Source organism: Streptomyces sp. NPDC029466 (assembly GCF_055574515.1).
This window is the reverse complement of sequence record NZ_JBVHZH010000039.1, coordinates 44,240-56,718: the sequence shown is the minus strand read 5'-3', so window position 1 is coordinate 56,718 and position 12,479 is coordinate 44,240. Positions and strand designations below refer to the sequence as shown.

12 protein-coding genes are annotated in these 12,479 nt (G+C 69.3%); 3 read left to right on the top strand and 9 right to left on the bottom strand.

Annotated elements, in window-relative coordinates; all coding sequences use genetic code 11:
* Positions 1-80: 80 nt before the first annotated feature.
* The gene (locus ACZ4XD_RS26845; protein WP_042148022.1) at positions 81-614 is read right to left on the bottom strand and encodes an alkyl hydroperoxide reductase; all 534 of its coding nucleotides are present in this window, start codon (positions 612-614) and stop codon (positions 81-83) included.
* Positions 615-646: 32 nt separating this feature from the next.
* On the bottom strand, positions 647-1,201 hold the full coding sequence (locus ACZ4XD_RS26840; RefSeq protein WP_018089323.1) for a peroxiredoxin: 555 nt from the start codon (positions 1,199-1,201) through the stop codon (positions 647-649).
* A 132-nt stretch (positions 1,202-1,333) separates the two neighbouring features.
* Here ACZ4XD_RS26840 and ACZ4XD_RS26835 point away from each other — a divergent pair, with 132 nt between their 5' ends.
* Complete coding sequence (locus tag ACZ4XD_RS26835; protein WP_468046176.1) at positions 1,334-2,293, top strand: LysR substrate-binding domain-containing protein; 960 nt, start codon at positions 1,334-1,336, stop codon at positions 2,291-2,293.
* A 3-nt stretch (positions 2,294-2,296) separates the two neighbouring features.
* On the opposite strand, the gene ACZ4XD_RS26830 is transcribed toward ACZ4XD_RS26835, so the two are convergent.
* From ACZ4XD_RS26830 to ACZ4XD_RS26800, 7 genes are all read right to left on the bottom strand, one after another.
* Entirely contained in the window at positions 2,297-2,893 is a 597-nt protein-coding gene (locus ACZ4XD_RS26830) for a Uma2 family endonuclease (protein WP_468046174.1), read from the bottom strand.
* A 102-nt stretch (positions 2,894-2,995) separates the two neighbouring features.
* The gene (locus ACZ4XD_RS26825) at positions 2,996-3,595 is read right to left on the bottom strand and encodes a dihydrofolate reductase family protein (RefSeq protein WP_468046172.1); all 600 of its coding nucleotides are present in this window, start codon (positions 3,593-3,595) and stop codon (positions 2,996-2,998) included.
* A gap of 57 nt (positions 3,596-3,652) precedes the next feature.
* The gene (locus ACZ4XD_RS26820) at positions 3,653-6,079 is read right to left on the bottom strand and encodes an ABC transporter permease (RefSeq protein ID WP_468046170.1); all 2,427 of its coding nucleotides are present in this window, start codon (positions 6,077-6,079) and stop codon (positions 3,653-3,655) included.
* Positions 6,076-6,792, bottom strand: coding sequence for an ABC transporter ATP-binding protein (locus ACZ4XD_RS26815; RefSeq protein WP_468046168.1), 717 nt, complete (start codon positions 6,790-6,792; stop codon positions 6,076-6,078). The genes ACZ4XD_RS26820 and ACZ4XD_RS26815 overlap by 4 nt, the downstream gene beginning before the upstream one ends.
* On the bottom strand, positions 6,789-7,313 hold the full coding sequence (locus tag ACZ4XD_RS26810) for a PadR family transcriptional regulator (RefSeq protein ID WP_468046166.1): 525 nt from the start codon (positions 7,311-7,313) through the stop codon (positions 6,789-6,791). Before ACZ4XD_RS26810 ends, ACZ4XD_RS26815 begins: the two co-directional genes overlap by 4 nt.
* Before the next feature lie 103 nt (positions 7,314-7,416).
* Positions 7,417-7,683 carry a type II toxin-antitoxin system antitoxin gene (locus tag ACZ4XD_RS26805; RefSeq protein WP_468046164.1) on the bottom strand — a complete coding sequence of 89 codons (267 nt, stop codon included), beginning with the start codon at positions 7,681-7,683 and terminating at the stop codon, positions 7,417-7,419.
* The gene (locus tag ACZ4XD_RS26800) at positions 7,680-8,651 is read right to left on the bottom strand and encodes an SPFH domain-containing protein (protein ID WP_468046162.1); all 972 of its coding nucleotides are present in this window, start codon (positions 8,649-8,651) and stop codon (positions 7,680-7,682) included. Before ACZ4XD_RS26800 ends, ACZ4XD_RS26805 begins: the two co-directional genes overlap by 4 nt.
* A gap of 307 nt (positions 8,652-8,958) precedes the next feature.
* Between ACZ4XD_RS26800 and ACZ4XD_RS26795 the strand changes: the two genes are divergently transcribed.
* Positions 8,959-11,232, top strand: coding sequence for a transglycosylase domain-containing protein (locus ACZ4XD_RS26795; RefSeq protein ID WP_468046160.1), 2,274 nt, complete (start codon positions 8,959-8,961; stop codon positions 11,230-11,232).
* Positions 11,233-11,688: 456 nt separating this feature from the next.
* Positions 11,689-12,174 (top strand): hypothetical protein, encoded by a 486-nt coding sequence (locus ACZ4XD_RS26790; protein ID WP_468046158.1) that lies wholly within the window; start codon positions 11,689-11,691, stop codon positions 12,172-12,174.
* Positions 12,175-12,479 lie beyond the last annotated feature (305 nt).

Below are 12,479 nucleotides of genomic sequence, written 5' to 3'. Positions count from 1 at the left end.
CACGCACCGGACGCACAGAACCCCCGCAGACGCCAGGTCTGCGGGGGTTCTGCTCTGCGGGTGTCCGCGCGTACCGGGAATTACTCGGCGAGCGCGGCCTCGGCGTCCAGCGTGGCGCCGACGGCCTGCAGGACGGACGCGATCTTGACGGCCTCCTGGATCGTCTCGCGGTCCACACCGGCCTTGCGGAGCACCTGCTCGTGCGAGTCCAGGCACATACCGCAGCCGTTGATGGCCGAGACGGCCAGCGACCACAGCTCGAAGTCGACCTTGTCCACGCCCGGGTTGCCGATGACGTTCATCCGCAGACCGGCACGCAGGTTGCCGTACTCCGGGTCCGACAGCAGGTGCCGGGTCCGGTAGAAGACGTTGTTCATCGCCATGATGGCCGCGGCCGACTTGGCGGCGTTGTACGCCTCGGCGGAGAGGTTGGCCTTGGCCTCCGGCTCCAGCTCGCGCAGCACCTTCGGCGAGCGCGAGGCGATCGCGCAGGCCAGCACGGTGCCCCACAGCTGCTGCTGCGGCAGGTCGCTGTTGCCGATGACCGAACCGAGGTTCAGCTTGAGGTCCTTGGCGTAGTCCGGTACCGCGGACTTCAGTTCGTCGAGAGCCATGTCAGATCTGCCTCCAGTTCGCTAGCGGAGTGTCACTCGCCCGAGAGCAGCGCGACCGGGTCGAGGGTCTCGTCGCCCTTGGACCAGTTGCAGGGGCACAGCTCGTCGGTCTGCAGCGCGTCGAGGACCCGCAGGACCTCCTTGGGGTTACGGCCGACGGAACCGGCGGTCACCATCGTGAACTGGATCTCGTTGTTCTGGTCGACGATGAAGACGGCGCGCTGCGCGAAGCCGTCCTCGCCCTCGATGCCCAGGTCGCGCATGAGCTCGTGCTTCGAGTCGGCGAGCATCGGGAAGGGCAGGTCGGTCAGGTCCGGGTGGTCCTTGCGCCAGGCGTGGTGCACGAACTCGGAGTCGCCGGAGAAGCCGAGAACCTGGGCGTCACGGTCGGCGAACTCGTCGTTCAGCTTGCCGAAGGCGGCGATCTCGGTCGGGCACACGAAGGTGAAGTCCTTGGGCCACGCAAAGACGATCTTCCACTTGCCCTCGTAGGTCTTGTGGTTGATCTGCTCGAACTCCTGGCCCTTTTCCAGCGAAACGCAGGCGGTCAGGTCGAACTCGGGGAACTTGTCACCGACAGTGAGCACGTACTCTCCTTGTTGCGCAGAAAGTCCCTTTTGAGGACTTTCCTTGAGGCTTGGACGGGTTACACAGTGCCACAGCTGCCATTGATCAGGGAAATAGCTAGACTGGTTGATGTTGATCGGAGGTGGTTATCAGTGGCGTCACCGGCAAACCTGGGCGGCCGGCCCCGCCAGCCCAGCCTGGCCCAGCTGCGCGCGTTCGCGGCGGTGGCCGAGCATCTGCATTTCCGCGAGGCGGCGGCCGAGATCGGAATGAGCCAGCCCGCGCTCTCCGGGGCGGTCTCCGCGCTGGAGGAGACCCTCGGAGTGCAGCTGCTGGAGCGTACGACGCGCAAGGTGCTGCTGTCGCCCGCGGGGGAGCGGGTGGCCGCGCGGGCCCGTGTGGTCCTGGAGGCCGTCGGCGATCTGATGGAGGAGGCGGAGGCGGCCCGCGCGCCCTTCACGGGCGTACTGCGGCTCGGTGTCATCCCGACCGTCGCCCCGTATCTGCTGCCGGCCGTGCTGCGGCTGGTCCATGAGACCTACCCCGACCTGGACCTCCAGGTACACGAGGAACAGACCGCCTCCCTCCTGGACGGCCTGGCCCATGGCCGTCTCGACCTGCTGCTGCTCGCCGTCCCCCTCGGTGTCCCCCAGATCGCCGAACTCCCGCTCTTCGACGAGGACTTCGTCCTGGTCGCCCCCAAGGAGCACTGGCTCGGCGGCCGCGGCGACATCCCGCGCCAGGCCCTCCAGGAACTGGACCTGCTGCTGCTCGACGAGGGCCACTGCCTGCGCGATCAGGCCCTGGACATCTGCCGCGAGGCCGGCCGCGACGAGAACACCCCCGTGACGACCAGCGCCGCGGGCCTGTCCACCCTCGTACAGCTGGTCGCCGGCGGCCTCGGCGTCACCCTCCTGCCCCGCACCGCCCTCCGCGTCGAGACCGGCCGCAACGACCAGCTCACCACCGGCTACTTCGCGGACCCGGCCCCCTCCCGCAGAATCGCCCTGGCCATGCGCACGGGCGCCGCCCGCCAACAGGAATTCGAGGAGTTCGCGGAGGCGCTGCGCGGGGCGCTGCGGGGACTGCCGGTGCGGATCGTGAAGGAGTGAGGGTCAGGGGCGGGCGACGTCGAGGATCGCTGCCACGTCGAGGGTGATCTCGGTGCCCAGGGAATCGGGGAGGACGACATGTTGCCCGGGGGCATGGACGCGGTGGCAGCGGTACTCGTTGGCGAAGGGGTCCGTCAGGACGTGAATCCGGTCCTTCTTACGGTCGATGACCACGTATACCGGGATCTGGGCGATCGCGTAGGCGGCGACCTTCTTCTTGAGGTCGGTGGCGTAGTTGGACGACGTGACTTCGAGCACCAGGCGGAAGACGGCCGGGTCGTAGCAGTTCTCCACGATGAGGTGATCACGGTAGTCGGCGTCGACCACGGCGAGGTCGGGGATGGCGTAGTCCTCGGGGCCGTCCGGGAGCCATAGGCCCATGGCCTGCGCCACCCGTGTCTCCGCGCCGTGCGCGGCCGCGAACGCGAAGGTGAGGTCGGTCAGCGCATCCCCGTGCGGGCCGTCCGGCGGTGGCGTCACGGTGAGCTCTCCCCCGATGATCTCGATGCGGTAGCCGGGAAGCTTCTCGGCGAGCCGCTCCGCTTCTTTGAGCAGCGCGGACTTGCCATCACAGGGGTGCTCGACCGCTGCGGCAGACATGGCGCCTCCTAGTGGCTGGTATCGAGAGCATCATCGTAGGCCGGGCAGGCCGGTACGTCCCGTACCACGATGTTCGCCCGTTCGAGAGCGTCGCCGCAGCTTCTACTCCGCCCCCGCCCGCGTATACGTCAGGAAGGCCGAGCCGCTCTGGAGGACGGTGTGTTCGGTCAGTTCCCAGGTGTGGGGGGCGAAGGGGGTGTCCTGGGAGAAGAGGGGGATGCCGCTGCCGAGGGTGAGGGGGCTGAGTTTGACGATCAGCTGGTCGATCTCCGGGTAGAGCACGCCGGCGAGTGTGCTGCCGCCCAGCAGCCAGATGTCCTTGCCGTCCGCGCCCTTCAGCTCGCGTACCTTCGCCACCGGGTCGGTGGCCACCAGCTCCACCGCCGGGTCCGGGCTCTGTGTCAGGGTCCGGGAGAAGACCAGATGCCGCAGGTGGGGGTAGGCGTCGGTGATGCCGGCCCGGAGGCCGATTTCGTAGGTGTGGCGGCCCTCCAGGACGGTGTCGAAGCGGGTGCCCTCGCCGGTGATGCCGAACGCCGAGCGGGCCTGGACGGGCAGTACCTCGGGCAGTTCGGCGGCCAGATGCTTGACGTAGTCGTCGGCGATCGGCCAGAAGCCGTCCGGACCGGTGGGGTCCGCGCCGTCAGGGCCCGCGATGAAACCGTCGAGAGTGGAAGCGATGCAATAGACAAGCCGACGCATAAAGGGCCCCCCTTGGGCAGTTGATGTGCACTGCTGCGCCGGAATGATCTCGCAGATTCACTCCGTCCGCAGGCCGTCCGGGCGCATCAGGCGCCACAGCGGCGGCAGGCTCAGCGCCGTCACGAAGAGGATCACGCCGCCGCCGATGCCGGTCATCCCCACCACCACCGGGATATCCACCGTCACCGCGCTGTCGGTCATCGTCAGCAGCAGCGTGCCCAGCGCCAGGCCGCAGCCCAGTGCCGGCCCCAGGCCGAGGACGACCGGGAGGGCGGTCTGCCAGAGCACCGACCAGCCCAGGGTGCTGCGGCGGGTGCCGTAGGCGTCGAGGGTGGACAGCACGCGGCGGCGCTCGTGGAGCTGTTCGACGGTGGAGATGATCAGGCCCGAGCCGATCAGCAGCAGGGTGATGACGGCGCCGGCGAACAGGCCGTTGCGGACGCTGGAGTACTGCGCGTCATGGGGATTGTCGACCGAGGAGAGCTCGGCCATCGTCGGGTCGATATGAGCCGCGGTGTTGCGGATGTGCTCCACCGCGTCCGCGGTGCCACGGTCGAAGTCGACCTGGTACTCCGCGCTGGGGGACCGGAAGCGGCCGATGTCGACCGCGGCGGGGGTGGCCAGCAGGTCGTAGCGGACGCGGTCGGGGGCGCGCCCGGGGTCACGCAGCCGGGCGTCGCGCGCCGCCGTGGGGACCTTCCAGGGGTGCGGCCGCACCGGATCGCCCTTCTCGTACGGGGCGTTGAGATCGAGGGGTGCGCCGGGCGTGAGGGGGTGGCCGCGGGCGCCGGTGAGGAAGACCTCGCCGTCCCGGCAGGAGTCCAGCCGGGCCAGGGTGCGCAGCTCGGCGCAGCTGCCGATGGCGATCGTCGTCCAGCGGTCGGTGGGCCGGGGCTGCCCGGGGGCGGGCAGCAGGTCGGCGTTGGCGTCGATGGTGCCGCGGGCCGCCGTCACCCCGGGGGTGGCGCGCAGCGCGGTCAGCGCCCGCTGGATCTGTGGCCAGTCACGGGCGTTGCCCCACAGGCCGATCCGCGGCAGCTTGCCGGACTCGGCGTACGCCTGGGTGAAACCGGACTGCATACCGGTCAGCAGCATATGGATCGCGATGGCACCGGCCACCGCGACGGTGATACCGCTGACCGCGCGGGTGGCCGATCCGCTGTTCAACTGGAGCCGGCGGACGGCCAGTTGCCAGGAGACCGGCCCGCCGTGCAGCCGGCCGACCACCGCGTCGACCAGCCAGGGCAGCAGCGCGGTGACGCCGAGCAGCAGCAGCAGCGCACCGGCCGCGAGCCGGAGGGTGTTGAACGGGGTGTCCCGCCACGGGGATTCCCGGGCCAGCGGCACCAGCAGCAGGGCGCCCACGGCGGGCAGCGCCAGCCGCCACCACAGCCGGCGCCGGACCGGCGGGCGGCGGCGGACGATGCCCAGCGGCTCGACGGTGACCCCGCGCTGCGCGAACAGCGTCACCGCCACCGCCGCCGTCGGCACCAGCACGGCGATCAGTGCCACGGCGAGCGGGCCGGGGGTCACGTCCGAGGGGAAGACATTGATGTCCCACAGCGTGATCACCGAAGCGCACTGCCGGCCGCCCAGGAACAGCGCCCCGCCCGCCACCAGCCCCAGCAGCGAGCCGAACAGCGCCTCCCCCGAGGCGATCCGGCGGGTCGTGGGGACATCGGCGCCCACCAGCCGGAGCGCGGCCAGCCGGCGCTCCCGGCGTTCGTTGCCGAACCGTACGGAGGTGCCGATGAAGACCAGCACCGGCGTCAGCAGCGCCACACACGTCATGATCACCAGGACCACGGCGGGCGCCCGCATCGGCGCCGGGTGCCAGTTCTTGCCGAAGTGGTCGATGCGGTAGCCGTCGGGCGCGGCGAGGGTGGTGCTCTGGGCGATGTAGGTGAGCTCCCGTGGGCCGCGCAGACCCTCGTCACCGATGATGCCGGCCACCTTGTGGTCCAGCCGGTCGCGCAGCAGCGCGCCTTCGGGGGAGTCCAGCAGTTCCTTGAGCGCGGGGGAGACCAGCATCCGGCCGGGGCCGGGGAGATGGCGGATGCCGGGCGGCACCGGCGGATGCGCGCCGTCCGGGCGCACCAGGCGGCCACGGATCGGTGCTCCGTGGAAGACGGTGTCGGTCGAGGTGTAGCGCACGGTGTCGTCGGCGGCCGGCGGCTCGTGCACCTGGCCCAGGTTCTCGCGGGCCTTCTCCCGGCCGTGCCAGGCGTCCATCAGGGTCGGCACGGACGAGCCGAGCAGCAGGACGGCCACGCCCAGGGCGACGCCGGCGGCCGTCAGCGCCGTACGGATCCAGCCCTCGCGGCCGCCGCCGGCCGCGAACCGCATGCCCATCGCGAGGTCCCGGGCCCAGGCGCCGGGGCCGGTGGGCGGGGAGGAGGGGGTGGCGGGCGCGCGGTCGTCGCGGTGTCCGCCGTCCTCGCCGGGCCCGCCGTCGCGCCCGGCCCGCGAGCGCGGCAGGCTCATATCAAGCCCGCCGGCATGTCCTTCACTGTGCCGTCGCGGACGACGATCTCCCGGTCGGAGTACGCGGCGACCCGGGCCTCATGGGTGACCAGGACCACCGCGGCGTTGCTCTCCCGGGCGGCGTCGGTCAGCAGGTTCAGCACGCGTTCGCCGTTGAGCGAGTCCAGCGCGCCGGTGGGCTCGTCCGCGAAGACGACCCGCGGCCGGGTGGCGAGGGCGCGGGCGACCGCGATCCGCTGGCCCTGTCCGCCGGATATCTCCCCGGGCCGCCGGTCGTGCACCGACTCGACCTCCAGCCGCTCCAGCCACTCGCGGGCCTGCCGTTCGGCCTCCTTGCGCTTGGTGCCGTTCAGCCGCAGCGGCAGCGCCACGTTCTCCAGCGCGGTCAACTCCGGCACCAGCTGCCCGAATTGGAAGACGAAGCCGAAGTCGGTACGGCGCAGGGCGCTGCGCTGGGCGTCGCTGAGGCCGGTCAGGGTGTGCGGGCCGTAGCGGACCGTACCGGCGTCCGGGCGGATGATCCCGGCCAGACAGTGCAGCAGGGTCGATTTGCCCGAGCCGGAGGGCCCCATGACGGCGACGACCTCACCGGGGTGGATGGAGAACTCCACGTCGTCCAGCGCCGGTGTCGCCCCGTAGGACTTGCACAGCCCCTCCGCCGCGAGCTGGGGGCATCTCCCAGCGGAGCTGGGGGAAGAACCCTCCGGCGTCACGGGCGGACCGCTTCCGCCAGTTTGTCCAGCCGCGCGGCGGTCAGCTCCAGCCAGCGCAGATCGGCTTCGAGGTGGAAGAGCGCATGGTCACAGATCAGCTGGTCGGCGAGGTCACCGGTGCGCTTGCGCTCGGTCAGCCCGCGCATCAGCCGCAGATGCTCGGCGCGCTGGCTGTCCAGCAGCTCGGCGGCGTTCCGGCCGGTCAGCAGCGCCAGGACGATCTTCGTGTAGAGCGTCGACTGGAGATACGGCTCGGGCTTCTCCGGGCGGGCCAGCCACTGCGCGACATCGGTGACCCCGGCGTCCGTGATCGCATACCGCTTCCGCTCCGGCCCGGCCCCGGCCTCCACGGCGTCCACCTCGACCAGCCCGTTCTTCAGCAGCCGGGACATCGTGGAGTAGACCTGCCCGTAGTGCAACGGACGGTCCTGCCCGAAGTGTTCGTCAAAGGCCCGCTTGAGGTCGTACCCATGGCGCGGACCGGACTCCAGAAGGCCCAGCAGCGTATGACCGATCGACATGGCGCACACCTTACTCGGGGGTGTGTCGGGGGTGTATACGTGCGGTGTATAGCACCCGGTCGGCCCACGTCAGTCGGCAGTCCGCGTCAGTCCGCAGCTCGCGTCAGTCCGCGTCCGGCTCCTTGGGCGGCCGCCCCCGCCGCGGTATCGCCCCCGCTCCCTTCGGCAGCCGGCCGGCCTCCGCCAGCGCCTTGCGCAGCAGGAACTCGATCTGGGCGTTGGCGCTGCGGAGTTCGTCGCCGGCCCAGCGGGCCAGGGCGTCGTGGATCAACGGGTCCAGCCGCAGCAGCACCTGCTTGCGCTGCTGCGGCCGTCGCGCGGGGGCCCGCCCGCTTTCGGCGCCGGGCCCCTCGGGGGTATCGGAACTCACTGGTACAGCGAGCCCGTGTTCAGGACCGGCTGGGCGGCCCGGTCGCCGCACAGCACCACCATCAGATTGCTCACCATGGCTGCCTTTCGCTCCTCGTCCAGCTCGACGATGCCCTGTTCGCTGATCCGTGCCAGTGCCTGCTCGACCATGCCGACGGCGCCCTCGACGATCTGCTGGCGGGCCGCCACCACCGCGCCGGCCTGCTGGCGCTGGAGCATCGCGGAGGCGATCTCGGGGGCGTAGGCGAGGTGGCTGAAGCGGGACTCGATGATCCGTACGCCGGCGGCCTGGACCCGGGCGGTCAGCTCCTGGGCCAGCTTCTCGGTGATCTCCTCGGCGTTGCCGCGCAGCGACAGGGCGTCCTCGTCGTGGGCGTCATAGGGGTACTCGATCGCGATGTGCCGGACGGCCGCCTCGGTCTGGGTGGCGACGAACTCCAGGAAGTCATCGACCTCGAAGAGCGCCTGGGCGGTGTCCTCGACCTGCCAGACCACGATCGAGGCCAGCTCGATGGGGTTGCCGTAGGCGTCGTTGACCTTCAGGACGGCGGTCTCGTGGTTGCGCACCCGGGTGGAGATCTTCCGTGCGCTGGTGAGCGGGTTGACCCAGCGCAGGCCGTCGGTGCGGATGGTGCCGACGTAGCGACCGAAGAGCTGGATGACGCGGGCCTCGCCGGGCGCGACCATCTTCACGCCGGTCATGCAGAAGAACGAGGTGAGCAGCAGCAGGATGCCGCCGATGAACATCGGGACGGCTACCGCGTTGTTGCCGCCGTCGCCGAGTATGCCGCCGACGACGATCACGGCGATGCCCAGCGCGACGCCGAGCACGGTCAGCAGCAGGGCGAGCCCGCCCGGAATGCTGTGGGCCGTGACCTCGCGGACCTGTGGTCTGGGCATCTCGGGGGTGTCGACGGTGAGGTCGTCGCCGGCGCCGCCGGTGCGGTCGGCCGAGGTCTGGTCGGTCATGGGGTCCCCGTTTCTCCAGGTGCGGTGCGTGATGTCCACCGCAATTGGTGATGTCGCTGGTCTAGCAAAGTGATAGCACTTTAACCGTTGGCGAGTCGCGGCGTCCAGTACTGTGCGGGGGCTCTCCGATGGCAAGACTCCAGGTGAGGGCGGGGTGACGCGCAAAACCCACCCCATGGTTCCGTCGTGACGGGTGCTGTTTGTCACGTCAGGAAAAGCCTTGATCGATGAGTATTTGTTTACAGATGCGGTGTTAGCTTCAACAGCTGAGTTAGCTGGGGGCGGAACGACTGGAGTTGCTGAAGCGATGGGCCGAGCGGAAGCGAGACGAGCGCGACAGGGGAGCGCTCGCCGTGCCAAGCAGACAGACAAGAAGTCCGGCATACGCCGCTTCTTCACCTGGAAGAAGCTCCTCGGGGCCTTTCTCGGGGTGTGCCTGTTGGGCATCCTCGGATTCATCGGTCTGTATCTGTACGTGGACATCCCCAAGGGCAACAGCGCTGCCAAGCTGCAGAGCAATGTCTACAAGTACGCCGACGGCAAGGTCCTGGCGCGGGTGGGCGACGTCAACCGCGAGACGGTGCCGCTCGACCGCATACCCAAGGACGTCCAGCGCACCTTCGTCGCCGCGGAGAACAAGTCCTTCTACGACGACTCCGGCGTCGACCTGAAGGGCACCCTGCGCGGAGTCCTCAACACCCTGCGGGGTCAGGGCAAGCAGGGTGGCTCGACGATCACCCAGCAGTACGTCAAGAACTACTACCTGAGCCAGGAGCAGACGGTTTCCCGCAAGCTCCAGGAGATCGTCATCTCGCTCAAGGTGGACAACAAGTACGAAAAGGAAGACATCCTCGCCGGGTACATCAACACCAGCTACTACGGCCGCGGCGCCTACGGCATCCAGGCCGCGGCCCAGGCCTACTTCCGCAAGGACGTCGAGAAGCTCACCGTCTCGGAGGGCGCCTACCTCGCGTCGCTCCTCCAGGCGCCGAGCCAGTACGACTGGTCCAGTGCGACCGAGGCCGGCAAGAAGCGGGTCAAGGAGCGCTGGGCGTACACCCTCGACAACATGGTCGACATGAAGTGGCTCTCCGCGGCGGACCGGGCCAAGCAGAAGTTCGAGGTGCCCCAGGGCCCCAAGCCGCTGCCCGGCATGAGCGGCCAGACCAGCTACCTGGTCAAGCAGGCCAAGCAGGAACTCTTCGCCCAGGGCGTCGACGAGTCCGAATTCGAGGCCGGCGGCTGGACCGTCACCCTCGGCATCGACAAGAACAAGCAGAAGGCGCTGGAGCAGTCCGTCAAGCGCAAGCTCACCGACGACCTCGACCCCAAGAAGCGCAAGGTCGACGGGGACGCCCAGCTCGGCGCCACCTCGGTGGACCCCAAGACCGGGCGCATCGTGGCGATGTACGGCGGCGCCGGCTATCCGAAGCACTACACGAACAACGCCACCCGCTCCGACTACCAGCCCGCCTCCACCTTCAAGCCGCTGATCCTGGCGTCGGCGATGGAGAACAACGCGGTCACCCAGGACCGCGTCCCGATCACCCCCAACACGATCTACGACGGCCGTAACCGCCGCCCGGTCGTCGGCGGGGACATCCCCTTCGCGCCGCCCAACGAGGACGAGCACCCGTACGGGAAGATCAGCGTCCAGACGGCGACCAACAACTCCGTCAACGCGGTCTTCGCGCAGATGGGCGCGGACGTCGGCCTGGAAGAGATCAAGAAGACCGCGGTCAGCCTGGGCATGGACGGCTCCAAGATCGACGCCAAGCCGGCGATGACCCTGGGCACCATGGGCGCCAGCCCGCTCCAGATGGCCGGGGCCTACGCCACGCTCGACAACCACGGCAAGAAGGTCACCCCGACCCTGGTCACCAAGGCCGTGCACCCGGTCGATGGCGTCGAGACCTCGGTCCCGCTGAAGGACCCGATCGGCGACCAGGTCCTCAGCCGCCGGACCGCCGACACCCTTACCTCGGTCCTGACCGGTGTGGTCAACGACGGCACCGCCTCGGAGGCCGTGAAGAACACCGCGTACCAGGCGGCCGGCAAGACCGGTACCTCCGACGACAACAAGTCGGCGTGGTTCGTCGGTTACACGCCCAAGCTGGTCACCGCGGTCGGCATGTTCGGCGAGTCCCCCAAGGGCGGCACCCAGGTCACCCTGAAGGGCACCGGTGGCGGCGGCCGGGTCAACGGCGGCGGCTACCCGGCCCGGGTGTGGGCCGATTACACGGAGTCGGCGCTGGGCGGCAACACGGGCGCGGAGTTCGACCTCGACACCGACCTCGGTGCCGGCGTCCCGCCGACCCCCACCCCGACGCCGAGCAAGACCCCGTCGACCTCCCCGTCGCCGTCCGAGACGCCGAGCAAGAGCCCGTCGCCGACCCCGTCCAAGCCGAGCGGGCGGCCGTCGGACACCACGAGCGGCAAGCCGTCGGACCCGGCCACCCCGACCGACCCCACCTCCTCCCCGCCGCCGGACGGCACGGACGGCGGGGACACCGGCGGCCGGCCGACCGGCGGGAACGCCGACGGCGGCAAGGGCACCAACAGCCTGTCCGACTTCGGCTGACGCCGTCGGTCCGGCCGGCACCGAGAGAGGGGCACCCGAAGCTTCGGGTGCCCCTCTCTCGTCCCTGCACCGGGTCGCGGAACCTCGAAGGGCATGGGGACTTCCCAAAGGAGGCCGCTTCTCCATCGTGATGGACAGCACACGCTGACTTTATGTAGCGCCGGTAGCGATAAGTGGCCTATACCGTCTGCGTGTTGACTCGGAAGTGCCCCATGGCCGCGACATGCAGTCACGGCGGGCCGATACTCGCCGGACAGGTGAAAGATTCCCCCTTTCCCGGAGAACCGTTCCACCGCTAAGCTCCGCGCTGATCCCAAGGCGAATGAACTCGCCGTGAGCCGGAGGCTGTTGGGGAGCAGCTGCTTTTCTGGCCTCTGGTCTTGCACCACGGATCGGCATCTATGGGGGAAACATATGCCTGGCAAGTTTCAGTCCACGGCCCGTGTCTTGGTGGCCGTGACATCGATTGCGGCCTTTGGTCTCGTCGTTCCGCAAGCCTCTGCTTCCGCGGCGCCGAAGACCTCCGACGTCACACTCCTGCCGTGGACGAATAGCGAAACCCGAGTCATCGCCGCGGCCGACCCGCAGGCGGTGCAGGCGACGGCCTCGCTGTGCGGCTCCGGATACAAGCTCACGTACGCCGAGCGCCTGCCGGACGCGAACACCCGACTCGGCACCCTCTTCACCTACCAGAACGGAGCCGGCGCGTCCTGCGCCGTCTTCGACAACAACTCGGGCTTCACCAAGTACATGAAGCTCAAGCTGTGCCAGAACTCTCCCGGTCAGCCCTGCGTCACGAATGAGGGCAACTTCAGCCGGTACGCCGGTCCGGTCCGCGTCAAAAAGGGCTTCTGCGCCGAAGTCACCGCGATCATGAAGGACTCCAAGAACTCACACGCCGCGATCATCGACAGGCAGCTGGCCGTCCCGCCGTGTGACTGATCTCCAAAATGGCTGACGGGGCGTGCGGTGCACTCCTGTCAGCCAGGTGGCCCCACCATCCAGGGCCGGCCCGCAACAGCCCCGCTGTTGCGGGCCACCGGAAGTAATCAACGAGCCGAGCAGAACCGGCAATCCATTCGGGAACAGCATTCTGCTCACTTGTGGGCGCGCTTGTTCCCTCTTCGTCACGCCGTCCCCGGCTCGTGCCGCGCCGGAATCCCCGGCCGTCGTCATCAGATGCACACGCCCTACCTCCGCACTGCCCTTCCCGGAATGCCGGAGAGCCGGGCCGGCGGAGCCTTCGG